Origin of the sequence: Akkermansia massiliensis (assembly GCF_023516715.1) — a bacterium.
In the GTDB taxonomy this organism is placed as follows: Bacteria; Verrucomicrobiota; Verrucomicrobiia; order Verrucomicrobiales; family Akkermansiaceae; genus Akkermansia; species Akkermansia massiliensis.
The window spans coordinates 63,297-79,432 of sequence record NZ_JAMGSI010000002.1 but is presented as its reverse complement, the minus strand read 5'-3'; the positions used below and the strand labels follow the sequence as shown (position 1 = coordinate 79,432).

Genomic DNA, 16,136 nt, shown 5'->3' with positions numbered 1-16,136 from the left:
TTATGGCGGTGCAGGCGCTTGTCAAAGGGAAGGGCGCTGGTATATTGAACGGGCACTGCCCTTCTCCCTGCCCGTTTTTTATGGATGAAAAGCCCGGAATTGTAAGATTCACGCCCCGTTCCACTTCCAAGTCCGCCATGCTGATTGCGGTGGCGGTGGCCGTGGGCGTTCAGGTGGCTTTGTGCGCCGTGCTGGTAGCCATTCATTTTCAGGAGCTGTGGCTGCCCGCCGTGCAGAACGGGGAGGTGGAAATGGAGTTTGTGCCTCCTTCCGAGGAGGTTCTTCAGGAGCTGGCGGAAGTTCAGCCCGTGCCCGTAGAGCCGGTCGCGGCCCCTTCCACGGTCAGCCCCGTTCCGGAAATTTCCGCGGATGAAGACCTGCTTGCGATGAAGCTGCCGGAGAATGAGGATTGTTCCGACATGAAGGATTTTCTTCCGGAGGAGACTCCCACGGAGTATTTGCCGGAGGAGCTTTCCAGCATGCGGATTTCCATGAGGGAGGTAAAGCCCAGGCGTCCCGTGAAGACTCCGGCGGTTTCCCTGCCGGGGCAGCCTAGCCCGGATGAGAACGTGACTCCTGATAAAAAGGTGCGTTATAAACATGCTCCGTCCTTGCCCAATTCCGTCAATTCTTCTAGAGTCGGGAAGGTGAATGCCGTGGTGAAAGTAGTGGTGGGGGTGAATCCCCGTGGCGAACCTTCATCCGTCAATCTCCTTCAATCAACGGGAAATGCGGAACTGGACCGTCTTTTCATGCGCTGGGTGAAAGAGAATTGGACTTTCTATCCGGCAGAAAAAGACGGCGCGCCCATTGCTTCCAAGGTGGTGGTGCCCGTCAGGTTGAATATAGATTAACCTGCGCAGGAGATAAGAGAGATGCTTCCGGAGAAAATAGAGAAAAGGCCCATTTACGTGATCGGCCACCAGAATCCGGATACGGATGCCATTTGTTCCGCCATAGGGAATGCGGAGTTTTTAAGAACCCATGGCGAACCTGACGCGGTTGCCGCCAGATGCGGGGAGATGACGCTGAGGACATCCTGGGTGCTGGAAAAAGCCGGGGTGCCGGAACCGGTGCTGATTCATGACGTGACGCCTACCGCGGGAACCATCTGCCGCCGTGACGTGATCAGCGTGAGTCCGGACGACACGTTCCTGACGGCTTACCGCCGGATGACGGAGAACTCCCTTCAAACCATTCCGGTGATTGACGCGGACCACAATCTTTACGGCCTGCTGCGTTATTTTGATTTGCTGAGCCTGCTGATGCCCCTGAACATGACGGAGATGAATGTGCGCTCCGTTTTTTCCAGCCTGAGCAACATTGCCACCACCATTGACGGCAAGTGCCTGACCGGGGAGACCCTGAGCGAGGAGGAAACGCAGAATATTCTTCTGGTGGGTGCTTCCAGCGAGCCGAGCGTCCGGACGAGGCTTGCCAATTACAAGAGAAAGGGCATCGTCCGCGATCTGATCGTTATCTGCGGGGACCGCCCGAATGTCCAGCTGTATGCCGTGGAGCACGGCGTGCGCGCTCTGGTGACCACGTCCGGGGCTTTCCCTTCCCTGGATATTATTGAGACGGCCCAGACGACGGGTACATGCATTTTAAGCACCCCGTGGGATACGGCCAGCGTGGGGCAGCTTATCCGCTGCTCCCGGAAGGTGAGGGAACAGGTCCACAAGGATTACACGGTTTTCCCGGAGAACATGCCGCTGCCCGAGTTGAGGCAGGCCGCCGTGAAGCGCAAGCAGGCGCTGTTCCCCGTGATGAGCATCAAGACGAACAAGATGATCGGCGTGCTGAGCAAGACGGATCTGGTGGATCCGCCCCGTACGCGCGTGGCCCTGGTGGACCACAATGAGTTTTCACAAGCCGTGAAGGGAGTGGAGGAAGCGGAAATCGTGGAGGTGATGGACCACCACCGCCTGGGCACCCAGCTTTCCACACGGGACCCGATCCGCTTCCTGAATGAACCCGTGGGCTCCACTTCCACCCTGGTGGCGCGCAGGTTTTACCACCGTGATGCGGAGCCTTCGCAGGCGGTGGCGATTTGCCTGTGCGCCGGGATTCTTTCAGATACGCTGAACCTGACGTCTCCCACGACGGCGCGGGCGGACCGGGAAATGCTGGAATGGCTGACCGGCATTGCCAGGATAGACGCCAAGAAGTTCACGGAGGAATTTTTTGCCACCGGTTCCCTGCTGCGTTCCAAAACGGCGCCCTCCGCGATTGTCCAGGCGGACAGGAAAACCTTTACCGAGTACGGGCACAAGATCAGCATTTCACAGATTGAGGAAATAGGCATGTTCGGCCTGAAGGAAGTTCAGGATGATCTGGTGAAGGAGCTTCAGAAGCTGGTGGAAGAGGAAGGATTGAAGCTGGCGTGCCTGTTGGTCACGGACATTGTCACGCATGATTCCATGCTGCTGGCCGTCGGGGATGAAGAGGTGCTGGAGCACATCGAGTACGAGCGGCTGGGCCCCAACTTGTTTTCCGCCGCCGATGTGGTCAGCCGCAAGAAGCAGCTTTTCCCGGCTATTTCCCGTGCGCTGAAAACCTTGTAGGTTTCCGGAGAAAATTCTTTCCCCATAAAGTAAAAGCGCCTCCGTTTGGGGAGGCGGATGGAAAAATTCCTTCTGCCGGAGCGGAATGGCGCGACCGTGTGGAAAGGGGAATCAGGGCATGGCAATGTCTGCCAGGATGGAGCGGCGGACGGTGTCCGGTATCAGCACGGTGGCGGCTCGCTCGGGTTTGAGCGGCGGCGTGCAGAAAACACGGTCCAGGCGCAGCAGCGGGAAGTTGACGGGTTGAGTGGCTCCGTATCCGGCTCCCTTCAGTTTGAAGCAATCCTGAAAATCGGCGCTGAGCTTGGCGAAAATAGGGGATTGGGGCGCGGCGCTGAAGTTTCCGGCCAGGATGATGGGCAGTTCACCGTGCTGGCTTCCTACCTCCCGCAGGGTGTCAAACAGGTATTGAAGCTGTTTGCGGTGAATGAACCGGAGCGTGTGGAAGTATTTCCAGCAGGCGGGGGAGTACAAGTCAAAGCGGTGTTCAAAAGGCTCCAGGCTGATGTTGATGAGCCGTATCGCCAGGGAAGAATTTTCCGGTATCCAGTCCACGATGAGTCCGGCTGTGTCCGTGATGCTTTGGGCCGGACCAATCTGCCCGTGCCGCACGATGATGGCACAGCTGCCTATCTGCTTGATGTAGGAAGTGCGTCCGAAAATGCTGTAGGCGAATTTGAGTGTCCGGTTGTGGTTGCTGCATCCCTGGATGAAGATGACGTCTGCGCGGAGTTTGGAGATTTGTTCAATGGGCGGATTTTCCACACAACCCCCGTACAGGGTGAGAACCCTGATTTGCCGGGCATCCGGAGCCGGCGGCATTTTGTAATACTCCATTCCCGTTCTGGAAATGGGAGGAAGAAAGTCCGTAATGACGATGCCGTACGCAAACCAGATAATGACGCCAAGCAGGCCTATCCGGGAACCGAAGACCAGCCATGCAATAAGCGCCGGGAAGGAGAAGATGAGGCAGCATGCCCAAGTGGGCAGTGACGTCATGAAGGCCATCGTGTCCGAACCGGTCCAGAAGATGGTGACGACGATGACCCACAGGCACAGAGAGACGCCGCCCAGCGCTATTCCCAGGTGGTTGACCCCGGATAACGCTGGCAGTGGTTCCGCCAGATGTTTGCGTCTTCTGAGCCGATGCACGGTGGTGGTAGGTTAAAAGCCCATGCCGGGAGGGAGGCCCATGCCGCCCGTCAGTTTTTTCATTTCCGCCGCCGCGGTTTCCTTGCCCTTGGCTATGGCGGCATTGATGGTTTGCAGGAGCAGGTCCTGGAGGAATTCTGAATCGGACGGGTCGATGATGGAGGGATCAATCACCAGCTCCGTGAGGTTTCCGTCACAGGTGGCGGTGACTTTCAGCTTGCCGCCCGCGCCTTCCGTGGCAACGGTCTGGGAGGCCAGCTTTTCCTGGGCGGCGGCAAGTCCGGCCTGCATTTGCTGGACCTGCTTCATCATTTTCATCATGTTCATGGCTGTCGTATTTGGAAGTATGGGTTGATGTTGTTTATTGGGAAATGATGCGGGCGCGGAATATCTCCATGGCGGCGTCAATCAGGGGGTCCGTATAGTAGGAATTATCTTCATCTTTCTCCCGGGCGGGTTCCTGAACGGCTGCGGCGGGTTTTTCCCGCGGCGCCTGGGGTTTGGGAGAAGGTGCGGAGGCCGCGGGGGGGGAGGCGCCGGCAGCGGGGCCAGTTCTTCCTGAACCGGCTCCGGCACGGAGGAATCCTGGCGGATGGAAATGGTGACGGGGACTCCGCCGCGTTGGGAAAGGTCCGCTTCCAGGGCCGCCCGCAGGGGGCCGGATCCGAGGCTGTCCATTCCCTGATGGTCGGAGGGATGAAAGGAGATGGCGACGAATGCGCCGTCATGGCCGGAGAAAACGCTGTTGGCCAGAAAGTCCGCCTGGAGGGGGAAGTTGGCGGCGGCACGTTCCAGCGCCGCTTTCCAGTCCTCCTCCGTGATGGTTCTTCCGGATTGCGGGGCAGGGGCTTCCGGTTCCTCTTTTACCATGGGAGCAGGGGTGCGGGAAGGAGCGCTTGCCGTGTCGAACAGGTTGTCAAAGAAGCTGCTGGTGCGCCTTTCCGGCGGGAGGTTTTCTTCAGGGTCCATGAAAGTGGGTTCCGGAGAATCCGGAGGAGCCACCGGGGCATCGGAGATGGCAGAGGCGGGACGTTGAGGCTCTTCCGGGGTGTCGGAAGTGGGCTCCGGCCGCGGTTCAGGTGCGGGACAGGAAGGCTCTTCCTGCGGAATGGCGGGGGAGGGGGATTTTGCAGCAGTTACGGGAGGTTCCGGCGCGGGATCAGTGGGCTGCGGTTCGGGTTCTTCTGCGGGAGCCGGGGCTGGTTGCGCACTGGCAGGTTCGCTCGCCTGTACCGCGGGAGCCGGGAATGGGTTGGCCGGGGAAAAGTCCGGAACCGGGTCCATCAGGTGTTCTTCCGGAGCGGGCTCCGGTTTTTCCGCAGGAAGGGGCGGCTGGGCGTTTGCCGGAGGCTCCGGCGCAGGGACCGGAGCGGCGGGCGCGGGCATCTCCTGTTCCTGGCGCGGAGCGGGCGCCGGAGAGGAGGATGGGACGGAGGATGCCAGGGGGGCGCCTTCCAGCGCCATGATAATATCGCTGATGCTGGCTTCCGCGAGAGCGTGAACGGCCTTGATCAGGCCCATTTCCAGATGCAGCCTTTTGTTGGTGGACCAGCGCATCTTGTCTTCCGTTTCCGCCAGCACTTCCACCAGGCGCAGGATTTTGTCCGTCTGGGTGCGTTTGACGAGTTCGGAAAGTTCCTCCTTGGAGGATTCCGGCAGGGAATCGAAGCTGGCCTCCGGGTCAACCTTGGAGACCAGGATTTCACGCACGGCGGAGATGATTTCAGAGAGGAACTGGCCCATGTCTCTTCCAGCTTCCGCCTGTTCATGCAGGAGGTGCAGGAGGGAGGGGAGCTCCTTGTTCAGAATCAGCGCCAGCGCATGGGCTACGGTTTCCCGGGACGTGATGCCGAAGATGTGAAGCACCTGCTGTTCTTCAATGTGGTCTCCGCAGAAGGAAACAAGCTGGTCCAGCATGGATTGCGCGTCCCGCATGCCTCCGTCCGCCACCTTGGCGACGGCAAAGGCCGCTTCCCGGCTCAGGCTCACTCCTTCCGCAGAGGCGATGTGAAGCAGGTGTTCCGCAATGATTTCAGAGGGAATGGGGCGCAGGTCGAAGCGCTGGCAGCGCGACAGGATGGTCGGCAGAATCTTGTGGGGTTCCGTAGTCGCAAAAATGAATTTGACGTGGGGGGGCGGCTCCTCCAGCGTTTTCAGCAGGGCGTTGAAGGACTCCTTGGTGAGCATGTGCACTTCATCTATATAGACGATGCGGAAATTGCCCCTGCTGGGAGCGAATCGCACGTTGTCCCTCAGGTCACGGATGTGGTCGATGCCGCGGTTGGATGCGCCGTCTATTTCCAGGACGTCCAGGCTGCGCCCTTCCGCTATTTCCTCGCAGATGTCTTCGTGCGGGTCAAAGTCCACCCTGGGACCGCCGCTGCAATTCAGGGCTTTTGCAAAAATTCTGGCGGTAGATGTTTTTCCCGTTCCGCGGGGGCCTACAAAAAGGTAGGCGTGGGCGAGGCGGTTGTGCTCAATGGCGTTTTTCAACGTCTGGACGACATGATCCTGTCCAAGGACGTCATCGAATGTCAGAGGACGGTATTTTCTGGCAAAGACCTGGTAACTCACGGTTCAGAAAGACTAGAAGATGAGTCCGTGTTTGAAAAGAAAATAGAGCGTAATTGTTTTAAAATGTTGATAAGAGAACTCTTGCGGTATCCTGTTACGGAGCTTCCCTGAAAAAAATATCAAGAAAACAGTGAGGATGACATTTTGATGTTGAAATCTGAAAATGTTCATGCCAATCTCACAAAAGTAACAGGAACCTTCTCATCTCTATTATTTCCTATGTGGGTCAAAGTATCAATAGCAGCCTTGGTCATTGCTCTTCTCGGCGGAGCCATGTATTATCTTGATAACGAGGAAGCTCTAACCAAGGAGCGTAAGGAATGCGTCTCCCGTTATAAGAACCTGAACGGTCTTCGCGGCGAGTTTACGGAAGAAAAGACAAAATATGTCGACTTCCTGGTGAAGAATGAGGCTTTGACGAACGATATCAACGCCCTGACCAAGCAGAAGGACGAGCTGGAAGCCAAGAACCAGGAGCTGGCCGCCGCCAATGAGGCCAAGAAGACGGACCTCCAGGCGCAACAAACAGCCTTGGCGGAACTTCAGTCCAAGAGCAAGGACATGGAAAGTATCCAGGCCATTGCGGACAAGATCAAGGGACTGGAAGAAGAATCCAAGCAGCTGGAAGTAGTCAAGCAGGCGGAGCAGGGCAAGCATGACGCCATCGTTGCTGAAACGGAACAGCTTGTCGTGAACAATGCGGCCCTTCGCCAGCTCAAGGCGGACCAGGATGCGCACCTTTCCCCGCCCAATCTGAAAACGCGGGTTTCCCAGGTGATTAATGATTTCAATGTAGTTGTGATTGACGGCGGTGCTGCCGACCTGGGCGTAGTGCCCGGCTCCAAGCTGGCCGTGATGAGGGACGGCAACAAAATTGCCGAACTTGACGTAAGCGCCGTTGAATCCCGTGTTTCCACGGCCACCATTCTCCCCAGCACGGTAACCGCCGGCGAACGTGTTGAAGCCGGAGACGTCGTTGTATCCGTTCGTCCCTAGTCCTTTCCCGGTTCAATACACACCATACACTCTCACATACATACACAATGAAAACTGTCTTAGTAGTTTTATTGATTCTTGCAGCAGGTGCGGGCGCCTGGTTCTCCGGTCTCAGCGGCCTCTTCGGCGTCAACGGCCAGTATCAGGACTTCAAGGAGATGATCACCTACCGCAAGGTTCTGGACAAGGAAATCCGGAATTGGACGGGATTGCGCAATGACATGATCAAGAACCGCGGTTTGGCTGCGGAGGAAAACCTGAGCCTGACCTCCAACAAGGCCTCCGTGACCCAGCAGCGTGACGAACAGCTCTCCAAGGAAACGGAGCTGAAGGAAGAAGAAGTCCAGCTGAATGCGGACCTGTCCAAGATCAACAAGCAGATGGATGAGCTCAAGGCCAAGCTGAACGACTTCGGCGTTTCCAGCGTGCAGGAAATCCAGGCGAAGATGGAATCCATGGAAGCCTCCAACAAGAAGCTTCAGGAAGACATTGACCAGATCAAGAGCGCTACGGAAGTGGCCGCCAAGAAGCGTGCCGAGCAGGCTACCGAGCTGGCCGGACGCCAGAAGGAACAGGCCGAATACCGCGCCGCCCTCGCCAAGAATGGAGATGAATATCCCGTTCTGTCCGTGGACCCGCAGTGGGGCTTTGTGGTGATTGGCGCCGGGCAGGGCAGCAACATTGATCCGAATACGGTTCTGCTCGTTACCCGTGACGGCCGCAGCATCGGCAAACTGAAGGTGACCTCCCTGGAAAAGAACCAGACGGTGGCTGACATCGTCAAGGACAGCGTGCCTGCCGGCATGAGCATCCAGCCCGGCGACATGGTGCAGCTTCTGCGTCCGTTGCAGTCCGCCAAATAAGGTTTCTGCCGCGTATTTTCCTTGAACCCCGCTGTGCCCTCCGGCATAGTGGGGTTCAACTTTTTAAAAGGAAATGATGAAACGATTCACAGCCTCCCTTTTGCTTACGTCTTTCTCCCTTCTTCTGGTCTCTTCCTGCTCCTGGCTGATGGAGCCGAAGGAACGGGAGCGTGTTCCGCAGCCGCCCCCCGGCCCGGAAAAGAGCGCTCTTCCCCATAACAAGACCCAGAGATTTGAAGCGGAAGCTACGCTGGGACCGCTGGCTTCGCCAAGACGTTAAAGGCGTTCAAATAACGGTTGGCGGTGATTCTGTTCTTTACAGCATCCCGCAAACCGGATACAAACGCTTCCGATTTCCAAGCGGAGAGATGGCTGAGCTGGTCTAAGGCACTCGACTCGAAATCGAACGTGGGCTTTAAAACCCACCGTGGGTTCGAATCCCACTCTCTCCGCCAGTTTTTTTTAAGAGAAAGCCCGTCGCAAGACGGGTTTTTTGTTTTTATCAGGCGTCGTTCCGGAAGGAAATTCGCGGGAACCGTTGTTTAATGATAGAGAGGGAGACCCTTGTCGGCTTCCCGGAGCCGGTCTCCGTTGGGATGATTGTAGCTGTAATAGTTTCTGTGAACGGTTTCGGTAGGTTTTCCGATGATCACGTGGTCCAGGAACCGGACGCCCAATAGCTTGGCGCATTCCCGCACGCGTTCGGTCAGGAGGTCGTCCATACGGCTGGGTGCCGGGTTCCCGCTGGGATGGTTGTGCGCCAGGACGAAGCCGTAGGCATTGTGGATGACGGCGGGACGCAGAATGTCGCGCGGATGGGCGATGGATTCGTTCAGGGTGCCGCTGGAAATTTCCACGGGTTTGATGAGACGGCTTTTGGTATCCAGCAGCAGGACGAGTACCGTCTCCTTGTCCTTCCAGCGCATGGCTGTTACCAGGTAGTCATAGACGTCTTCCGGCGTCTGGATAGGTTGCCGGGCCAGCGTTTCCCGGAGAGCCCGCGCTCCCAGTTCAAAGGCGGCGCTCAGCGTGGCCGCTTTCGCCATGCCTATTCCCTTGCAGATGTCCGCTATTTCTGCGGCCTCCATGTGGGCCAGGGCGTCCAGAGAGCCTGCCGACTGGATCAGGTCCGAGGACATGTCCAGCACGTTTTTTCCCTTGATGCCCATCCGCAGGAAGATGGCGAGCAGTTCCGCATTGCTGAGGCTGTGCCTTCCCTGGCGGAGCAGCTTTTCCCGCGGCAGGGATTGGAAGGGAAGATCCTGGAGTTTTCGGTAGGCCATTTTAGTAACAGAGACGTGAGGTGGAAAGAATGGCGGCGGGCAGATGGCGCAGCGTGTCTCCCGCCGTCAGTGTCTGCTGGGTGGAATCTCCGGCGGAGATGGCTATTTCAGAAGCTCGCCCGCAGAGATAGGTTCCCAGAACGGCGGAGACCAGCAGGGATTCCCCCTGGGCCATGAATCCGCCGCAGACGCCTGCCAGCACGTCTCCCTGGCCGGCGGTAGCCATGCCGGGGCCTCCGGTGATGTTGTAGAAGAGAGGTTTTCCCTGCTGGGTGACGATGGTGCGGGCCCCTTTGTAAATCAGGGCCGCTTCATGCTCCGCCAGGAAGCAGTCTGCGATGTCCGCCCGGATGGCGCAGTTGTCCGCGTCCGGCAGCAGACGGCGGATTTCCCCATGGTGGGGTGTCGCCAGAATATGTTCTCCCAGGCTCCATTGCATGGCGGCGGCCAGATTAAGGCCGTCCGCATCCAGGACGGTGGGAGTGCCGGTTTCCAGAATGAGGCGGATGGCTTCCGCGTCTTCCTCCGATACGGAGCCGATGCCGGGGCCAATGAGAAAGGCGCTGAACGTCCGGATGGAGACGTCCGCATAACTGTCCACGGGTTTGACCATGATTTCCGGCGGCATGGACGGCGCTATGAGGGGATAGACGTTCCGGTGGACGTGGAGCGTCACCAGTCCGGCTCCGGCCCGGAGGGCGGCTTCACAGCAGAGCCTGGCAGCGCCCAGCATTCCTTCCGATCCGGCAATGACGCCGATGTGCCCGCGTTTGTTCTTATAGTCCGTATAGGGTCTTGCAGAGAGGAATTTAGTGAGCCGGGAGGAGGTGATGAGTTCCGTGGCGGGAAGCGCCTGCACATAGAGGCCGGGAAGGTCGATGCAGGCCAGGCGCCCCGCATGCAGGGTGGCGTCGTCATCCAGCAGCCCCTGCTTGACCGCTCCTATGCACATCGTGAAATCCGCCTCTACGGCATTTTCCTGGGGCATCCCCGTATCCGGGTCAACTCCGGTGGGAAGGTCGATCGCCACCGTGCGCACAGCTCCGCAGCGGTCCCGCAGGTAGTTCATTTCCGCGCAGAGGGCGGAGATTTCCTTGCGGAGCAGCCCTTTTGCTCCAATGCCCAGCAGGCCGTCCAGCAGAATCATGGGCTTGCCCGTACGGGGCAGCGGCGCTTCCTGGTATTCCTGGGGCGGAGGAGATATTTCAGCGAGCTGCCGCACGGGCAGTTCCCCCCATTCCGCGCGCGGGTAGGCGGCGCGGAAACCTGTTTCCCAGCCATGCTGTTTCAGGATATTGAGGACGGTGAGGGCGTCTCCGCCGTTGTTGCCTTTCCCCACGTAGGCTATGCATAACCCGGGGACGGGAAAGAACTGCATGACGGCTTCCGCAATGCCGGCGGAAGCCAGCTTCATGAGGGTTCTGGCCGGAGTTCCGTTGATGATGAGCTCGCGTTCCGCGATCTGCATATTTTCCGTGGAGCAAACTTTCATGGCGCGCTGATGGGATCAGTGTGCACTGTACGTTAAAAAACCTTCTCCTGCAAGCCGGAGAAGGTTTTTCGCAAAAGGAGTGAATCCGGGGGCGGTTAACCGATGCGGAACGTGATGCGCGCCTTGGTCATGTCGTAGGGGGACATTTCCATGCGCACCTTGTCGCCCACAACGATTTTGATGAAGCGCTTGCGCATCTTGCCGGAAATGTGGGCCAGCACTTCGTGCCCGTTGGGCAGGCGCACCTTGAACATGGTGCCCGCCAGCACAGCGCAGATGGTGCCTTCCACTTCAATTTCGCTTTCGGAGTTTTCTTCCTTGGGGGCCGATTTGCTGAAATGCCTCCTGCCCTTGGTGTGGCGGCCCCCGCCTCCCTGCGGGCGCGGCCGGTTGGGCCCGCCTCCGGGGCGTGGTCCTCCGCCTGTTCTGGCGCCTCCCGGGCCAGCGGACTGTCCGGCCGGGCGTGCCGGGCCGGTGCCACTCCCGGCGGGCCGGGGCTGTCCGGGACGGCTGGCGTTGCCGGCCGGTCTTGTGCTGCTGCCTGCCGGCCTGGGGCCGGGGCGGGAATTCTGACCGCCGCTGGGGCGGTTGCTGGGTCTTGGATTCGGGCTGATAGGATTCTCCTTGTAAGGTTAAAATGAACGCGCGTGTACGAATTTTCGCGCAGGCGAATAATAGGCCATATTTCCACGAGGGCAAGTCCTGAATGTGGAAACGCCGCAATTAAGCCGCGATTCTGCGGAAGGGACGGAAAAAAGGCCGCAAAAGGGGAGTAAAAGAGAAAAAGTATTTGACATTTACGCGAATAATCATTAGGAATGCGCCCCCGAATTGGAAGATTACGGCAGGATGCCGAAAAACGAGAACGAAGAATTGAACCATGAAGACCTTCTCAGCCAAACCGCAAGAAGTAGAGCGCAAATGGTATGTTATAGACGCTGCCGACAAGGTGCTCGGCCGTGTTGCCGTTGAAGCGGCTAACATTTTGCGTGGCAAGAACAAGACAATTTTCACCCCCCACGTTGATTGTGGCGACTTTGTCATTATCGTGAACGCGGACAAGGTGGTGCTGACCGGCAACAAGGAAAACGCCAAGATTTACACCCGTTTCTCCGGATACGTCGGCGGCAAGCAGGTGGACACTCCGCGGAAAATCCGCGCCCGCCGCCCCGAACTTCTTCTGGAACTGGCCGTCAAGGGCATGGTGCCCCACACCCGCCTGGGCCGTCAGCAAATGACCAAGCTGAAGGTTTATGCCGGCGCCGGTCATCCTCATGAAGCCCAGCAGCCCACTGCCATCACTCTCTAATTGATTTCCCCAGACATGAGTCAGACAACCCCATACAACGCCACCGGCCGCCGCAAGACCGCCATTGCACACGCTTGGCTTACTGAAGGTGCCGGCCGCATCACGATCAATCGTCGCGGTTTTGAAGAATACCTTCCCACCGTCCAGTTGCAGAACGCCGTTCTCCAGCCCTTCCAGGTTACCAACACCATGAACAAATTCGACGTGAACGTCGTCACCAAGGGCGGCGGCATTCACGGCCAGGTGGGCGCCATCCGCATGGCGATTGCCCGCGCTCTGGTTCAGGTTGATGAAGCTTCCCGCGCCCAGCTGCGTGAATTCGGTCTTCTGACCCGTGATTCCCGCATGAAGGAACGTAAAAAGCCCGGTCGTCCCGGCGCCCGCAAGCGTTACCAGTTCTCCAAGCGCTAAGCTTGGCTGGCTGCGAAGGAACTGGCTTTACCATTTCTTTCTCGGAAAAGGAGTGCTCCCTGCGGAGTACTCCTTTTTCGTTGCAGGGGAAGCTGGTTGCTGTTACGATTAATTATTATGGAAGAAGGTCGGCAGCAGGACGGAATTCCGGATTCTTCTCCGGAAGAAGAAAAAACGGAAAGAAGCGTTTTCCCTATTGCTCCTTTACTGCTTGCTCCGCTTTTTCTGGTGATAGCCTCTTTTCTGAAACATTCCCATCGCATGGCGGGCAATGTCTCCGGCCTCAGGAAGGTGGAATACGGTCCCGCTTTCCCTTTGTTTCAATTTGCAGGCGTGGCCTTGTATTTCTATCTGGCTTACGTGGCCTTTAAGAAAGGCTTTCCCGGCTGGGGCTGGGTGTTTGGTTCCCTTGCGGTGGCGTTCAATCCTTTTCCGGCGTTTGCCACGGGAATTGCGGGCGACTCCATGGCATGGGGTGTGGCCGTGCTCGCGGCCGTTTCCGTGACGGTGAAAGCCTTGATGGACTCACCGCGGCAGCAAGGAAAGCTTTAGCCGTTTACCGGTGGTACGGCGTTCCCGCCAGAATGGTATGGCAGCGGTAAAGCTGTTCCAGCAGGACGACGAGCGCCAGCTCATGCTGGAGGGTGAATTTGCTCAGGGCCAGGATATGGCCGCACCGGGAACGCAGTTCTTCCGTGTGGCCGTCCGAGGCCCCGATGAGGAACGCGATGCGGCGCACGGAACGCATCTGCCAGTCCCGCGCCAGTTTGACCAGCTTCTCCGTGGTCCAGAGTTCTCCGCGTTCGTCCATGGCGATGCGCAGGCAGCCCTCGCTGGCGGCCAGCAGGCGTTCTGAAACGTCTTTGGAGCTTCCGTCTTTGACGAGTTTGAGTTCCGTCTTGCCGAAAGGCTTGAGGCGGTTGAGGTAGAGTTCCACGCCTTCCCGGGCATAGCCCAGGGCCGGCTTGCCTGCGGCCAGAATCAGGAATTGCATGAGAAGTCAGGAGTTGGAGGATGAATTGAGGTAGTTCAGCAGGTTGCGGGCCCAGGTTTCCGAAATGCCGCGGATGGCGGCGATGGAAGCCGGGTCCGCCCTTTTGATGGCGGCCACGGACTTGAATTTTTCCAGCAGCATGCTTTTTTTTGCCGCGCTCATGCCCGGGGCGTCGTCCAGGGCGCTTTCCCGCATGCGCTTCCGGTAAAGCAGTTCGTTATAGCCGTTGGCGAAGCGGTGGGCTTCGTCGCGGATGCGCTGCATGAGCTTGAGGGCTCCCGTGCTGTGCGGCAGGCAGAGGGGCTGTGGCTGGTGGGGGAAGAAGATTTCCTCCCGCTGCTTGGCGAGGCCGACGATGGGCATGTCACCCAGTCCGATGGCTTCCAGATCGGCCAGGGCGGAGGAGAGCTGGCCTTTGCCGCCGTCCACCACCACCAGGTCCGGAACCTTGATGGGGGCTTTTCCTTCTCCGCTGAGCTTCTTGAGCCACTGGTACAGGGTCATGTCTGCGGGCCGTGAGGCTACGGCGTCGCTCTCCGCCAGAATGCGGGAGTAGCGCCTCCGGATCACTTCAGACATGGAGGCGAAGTCGTTCTGCCCGTCCACCGTGCGGATGCGGTAGCGGCGGTAGGCCTTGTTGTCCGGTTTGCCGTTGGTGAAGCGCACCATGGAGGCCACGATGTGGTTGGAGGAGACGTTGGAAATATCAAAACATTCCATGATGGCTGGAGGCTCTTCCAGGCCCAGGGCCAGCCCCAGTTCCTTCATGTCTTCTTCCGGGCGCACGGTGCCGGGCAGGTTGGGCGTTCCCTTCTGGAACCGCCGCGCGGGCTCCAGAACCTTGACCAGGTTGTCCCGGATGTCCCGCAGGTACGCTGCGCGCTCGAAGTCCAGCTCGTCGGAGGCCTGCATCATTTCCCGGGTGAGCTCGTCCAGAGTGCTTTTTTTGCCGGTCCCCTCCAGCAGGCGCGCCGCCTGGTCGAAGTTCCGGTTATAGTCGCTCACGGAAATGCGCCCGATGCACGGGGCGGAGCAGTTGCGTATCACGTCCGCATGGCAGTGCTTGAACTCGTGGAGACCCGGATTTTTGGCCTTGCAGGTCCGCAGCCGGAAATGCCGGTTCAGCCATTCCTGCGTGGCGTAAAGCGCCTGGGAGTGGACAAAGGGGCCGAAGTAGCGCGCTCCGTCGTCCTTGCGCACCCGCGCCAGCTGGAAGCGCGGCAGTTTTTCCCCCTTGGGAATCTTCAGCAGGGGATAGCGCTTGTCATCCTTCATCTGGATGTTGTAATGCGGGCGGTACTGCTTGATGAGCTTGCTTTCCAGCAGAAAAGCCTCCTGGTCGTTCCTGGTTTCAAAGTAGTCGAATGACGCAATGGCATTGATGAGCGCCCTTGTCTTGTGGTTGGACAGGGTGGCCCCCGTGGGGGAAAAGTAGTTGCCCAGGCGGCGGTGGAGGTCCTTGGCCTTGCCCACGTAAATGGTATTCCCCAGGGCGTCTTTCATGATGTAAACGCCGGGTTTATGCGGAGTTTGCCTCCAGAGTTCCTTCAGAGATGGTTTCTCACGATCTGCCACGGGGATTATTATGCCATATGCGGCAAGAAATGAAACTGCGGAAACGTACTGCATTACGGCTACTTGGCTTGCCTAGGAAGACTTCTTCTGTATAATCCCCTACGTCTTTTGTATGAATCCTGTACCGTTTACCACGCTGGCTGCCGCCATGGACTTTGTGGTGGGAGATAGAAATTATCCCCTCTCCGAGCTGTTTATGAAAGGCGGCTTCATCATGTGGCCGCTGCTCCTGTTATCCATCGCCGGGGTGGTGGTGCTGGTCATGTGCTGTTTTTCCACCCGCGCCTCCGCCGTTCTGCCCACCAAGCTGGTGGAGCAGGCGGAATCCTTCATCCGCAAGAGGGATTATACGGGCCTTTCCATCCTTTGCAAGGATGGGGACTCCTGCTACGCGCGCGTAATGCTGACGGTGGCCAGTTTCATGCTGCGCAATCCTTCCGCCCAGTTTGAGGAGGTGAGGGAAATAGCCGCCGCGGAAGGCGGCCGCCAGGCGGGCTTCCTGAGCCGCCAGATTTCCTGGCTGTCGGACATCGGCGCCCTGGCTCCCATGCTGGGCCTGCTGGGAACCGTAGTCGGGATGATGAAGACCTTTTTTGAGATCGCCAACGGTGATTTCTCCGGCGGCAAGCAGCGCATCGACATGGCGGGCGGCGTGGCGGAAGCCCTGATTACGACCGCGGGCGGCCTGATGCTGGGGATCCCCGCCATCCTGGCCTATGTGTACTTCCGCAGCCGCGTTCACAAGCGCGTGGGGGACCTGGAAGCCGCCGTGACGCACAGCGTTTCCGTAGTAGCCACCCAGCTCCAGAAGCCGCGTGCCGGCGTAGCCGGAGCCTTCCATGAGGAAGAACTTCCCAGGGTTCCCGTTGACCCCACCTCCCTGCGCGACGTGCGCGGGCTTTAGCCGGAAGCGGCCATCC

Annotated in this window: 17 protein-coding genes and 1 tRNA gene; 10 read left to right on the top strand and 8 right to left on the bottom strand. The window is 58.6% G+C overall.

Translation table 11 applies throughout. The features are described 5' to 3' along the window. The first annotated feature begins 80 nt into the window (after positions 1 to 80). Complete coding sequence (locus tag M8N44_RS08070; RefSeq protein ID WP_022395974.1) at positions 81 to 854, top strand: energy transducer TonB; 774 nt, start codon at positions 81 to 83, stop codon at positions 852 to 854. Between the two features lie 21 nt (positions 855 to 875). Continuing rightward, positions 876 to 2,567 carry a putative manganese-dependent inorganic diphosphatase gene (locus M8N44_RS08065; protein ID WP_102722913.1) on the top strand — a complete coding sequence of 564 codons (1,692 nt, stop codon included), beginning with the start codon at positions 876 to 878 and terminating at the stop codon, positions 2,565 to 2,567. A gap of 111 nt (positions 2,568 to 2,678) precedes the next feature. Here M8N44_RS08065 and M8N44_RS08060 read toward each other — a convergent pair whose 3' ends face one another. The 3 genes from M8N44_RS08060 to dnaX form a co-directional block, all read right to left on the bottom strand. Next, complete coding sequence (locus tag M8N44_RS08060; RefSeq protein ID WP_022395972.1) at positions 2,679 to 3,719, bottom strand: endonuclease/exonuclease/phosphatase family protein; 1,041 nt, start codon at positions 3,717 to 3,719, stop codon at positions 2,679 to 2,681. A 12-nt stretch (positions 3,720 to 3,731) separates the two neighbouring features. Beyond that, positions 3,732 to 4,046 (bottom strand): YbaB/EbfC family nucleoid-associated protein, encoded by a 315-nt coding sequence (locus M8N44_RS08055; RefSeq protein WP_102728367.1) that lies wholly within the window; start codon positions 4,044 to 4,046, stop codon positions 3,732 to 3,734. 81 nt (positions 4,047 to 4,127) lie between these two features. Further along, entirely contained in the window at positions 4,128 to 6,293 is a 2,166-nt protein-coding gene (dnaX, locus tag M8N44_RS08050) for a DNA polymerase III subunit gamma/tau (protein WP_249853091.1), read from the bottom strand. A gap of 246 nt (positions 6,294 to 6,539) precedes the next feature. On the opposite strand from dnaX, the gene M8N44_RS08045 reads away from it, so the two are divergent. From M8N44_RS08045 to M8N44_RS08030, 4 genes are all read left to right on the top strand, one after another. After that, a complete protein-coding gene (locus M8N44_RS08045) occupies positions 6,540 to 7,289 on the top strand; it encodes a coiled-coil domain-containing protein (RefSeq protein WP_102722916.1) in 750 nt (249 codons plus the stop codon). 47 nt (positions 7,290 to 7,336) lie between these two features. Then, entirely contained in the window at positions 7,337 to 8,152 is an 816-nt protein-coding gene (locus M8N44_RS08040; RefSeq protein WP_022395968.1) for a hypothetical protein, read from the top strand. Positions 8,153 to 8,225: 73 nt separating this feature from the next. Beyond that, complete coding sequence (locus tag M8N44_RS08035) at positions 8,226 to 8,432, top strand: hypothetical protein (RefSeq protein ID WP_146018184.1); 207 nt, start codon at positions 8,226 to 8,228, stop codon at positions 8,430 to 8,432. Positions 8,433 to 8,514: 82 nt separating this feature from the next. Continuing rightward, a tRNA-Ser gene (locus M8N44_RS08030) sits at positions 8,515 to 8,607 on the top strand. Positions 8,608 to 8,694: 87 nt separating this feature from the next. Here M8N44_RS08030 and radC read toward each other — a convergent pair. The 3 genes from radC to infA form a co-directional block, all read right to left on the bottom strand. Beyond that, complete coding sequence (radC, locus tag M8N44_RS08025) at positions 8,695 to 9,435, bottom strand: RadC family protein (protein WP_102728369.1); 741 nt, start codon at positions 9,433 to 9,435, stop codon at positions 8,695 to 8,697. 1 nt (position 9,436) lies between these two features. Continuing rightward, the gene (locus M8N44_RS08020; protein ID WP_102728370.1) at positions 9,437 to 10,927 is read right to left on the bottom strand and encodes an NAD(P)H-hydrate dehydratase; all 1,491 of its coding nucleotides are present in this window, start codon (positions 10,925 to 10,927) and stop codon (positions 9,437 to 9,439) included. A gap of 95 nt (positions 10,928 to 11,022) precedes the next feature. Further along, the gene (gene infA / locus M8N44_RS08015) at positions 11,023 to 11,223 is read right to left on the bottom strand and encodes a translation initiation factor IF-1 (protein ID WP_031930865.1); all 201 of its coding nucleotides are present in this window, start codon (positions 11,221 to 11,223) and stop codon (positions 11,023 to 11,025) included. 584 nt (positions 11,224 to 11,807) lie between these two features. Between infA and rplM the strand changes: the two genes are divergently transcribed. The 3 genes from rplM (at position 11,808) to M8N44_RS08000 (ending at position 13,199) form a co-directional block, all read left to right on the top strand. Beyond that, a complete protein-coding gene (rplM, locus tag M8N44_RS08010) occupies positions 11,808 to 12,236 on the top strand; it encodes a 50S ribosomal protein L13 (protein WP_022396002.1) in 429 nt (142 codons plus the stop codon). 15 nt (positions 12,237 to 12,251) lie between these two features. Next, the gene (gene rpsI / locus M8N44_RS08005; protein ID WP_022396003.1) at positions 12,252 to 12,647 is read left to right on the top strand and encodes a 30S ribosomal protein S9; all 396 of its coding nucleotides are present in this window, start codon (positions 12,252 to 12,254) and stop codon (positions 12,645 to 12,647) included. A 291-nt stretch (positions 12,648 to 12,938) separates the two neighbouring features. Continuing rightward, positions 12,939 to 13,199 (top strand): hypothetical protein, encoded by a 261-nt coding sequence (locus M8N44_RS08000; protein WP_146021118.1) that lies wholly within the window; start codon positions 12,939 to 12,941, stop codon positions 13,197 to 13,199. 4 nt (positions 13,200 to 13,203) lie between these two features. Here the strand turns inward: M8N44_RS08000 and M8N44_RS07995 are convergent, their stop codons facing one another. Both M8N44_RS07995 and M8N44_RS07990 read right to left on the bottom strand, forming a co-directional pair. Next, complete coding sequence (locus M8N44_RS07995) at positions 13,204 to 13,641, bottom strand: 23S rRNA (pseudouridine(1915)-N(3))-methyltransferase RlmH (protein WP_022396005.1); 438 nt, start codon at positions 13,639 to 13,641, stop codon at positions 13,204 to 13,206. Positions 13,642 to 13,647: 6 nt separating this feature from the next. Next, complete coding sequence (locus M8N44_RS07990) at positions 13,648 to 15,216, bottom strand: excinuclease ABC subunit UvrC (RefSeq protein ID WP_257228257.1); 1,569 nt, start codon at positions 15,214 to 15,216, stop codon at positions 13,648 to 13,650. 112 nt (positions 15,217 to 15,328) lie between these two features. On the opposite strand from M8N44_RS07990, the gene M8N44_RS07985 reads away from it, so the two are divergent. Next, on the top strand, positions 15,329 to 16,120 hold the full coding sequence (locus M8N44_RS07985) for a MotA/TolQ/ExbB proton channel family protein (RefSeq protein ID WP_022396007.1): 792 nt from the start codon (positions 15,329 to 15,331) through the stop codon (positions 16,118 to 16,120). Positions 16,121 to 16,136: the final 16 nt, after the last annotated feature.

Excerpts from the sequence above, each read along its gene's own strand:
- M8N44_RS08070 (WP_022395974.1), top strand. The coding sequence starts at position 81 with ATGGATGAAAAGCCCGGAATTGTAAGATTCACGCCCCGTTCCACTTCC.
- M8N44_RS08065 (WP_102722913.1), top strand. The coding sequence starts at position 876 with ATGCTTCCGGAGAAAATAGAGAAAAGGCCCATTTACGTGATCGGCCAC.
- M8N44_RS08055 (WP_102728367.1), bottom strand. The coding sequence starts at position 4,046 with ATGAACATGATGAAAATGATGAAGCAGGTCCAGCAAATGCAGGCCGGA.
- M8N44_RS08040 (WP_022395968.1), top strand. The coding sequence starts at position 7,337 with ATGAAAACTGTCTTAGTAGTTTTATTGATTCTTGCAGCAGGTGCGGGC.
- M8N44_RS08035 (WP_146018184.1), top strand. The coding sequence starts at position 8,226 with ATGATGAAACGATTCACAGCCTCCCTTTTGCTTACGTCTTTCTCCCTT.
- radC (WP_102728369.1), bottom strand. The coding sequence starts at position 9,435 with ATGGCCTACCGAAAACTCCAGGATCTTCCCTTCCAATCCCTGCCGCGG.
- M8N44_RS08020 (WP_102728370.1), bottom strand. The coding sequence starts at position 10,927 with ATGAAAGTTTGCTCCACGGAAAATATGCAGATCGCGGAACGCGAGCTC.
- rplM (WP_022396002.1), top strand. The coding sequence starts at position 11,808 with ATGAAGACCTTCTCAGCCAAACCGCAAGAAGTAGAGCGCAAATGGTAT.
- rpsI (WP_022396003.1), top strand. The coding sequence starts at position 12,252 with ATGAGTCAGACAACCCCATACAACGCCACCGGCCGCCGCAAGACCGCC.
- M8N44_RS07995 (WP_022396005.1), bottom strand. The coding sequence starts at position 13,641 with ATGCAATTCCTGATTCTGGCCGCAGGCAAGCCGGCCCTGGGCTATGCC.
- M8N44_RS07985 (WP_022396007.1), top strand. The coding sequence starts at position 15,329 with ATGAATCCTGTACCGTTTACCACGCTGGCTGCCGCCATGGACTTTGTG.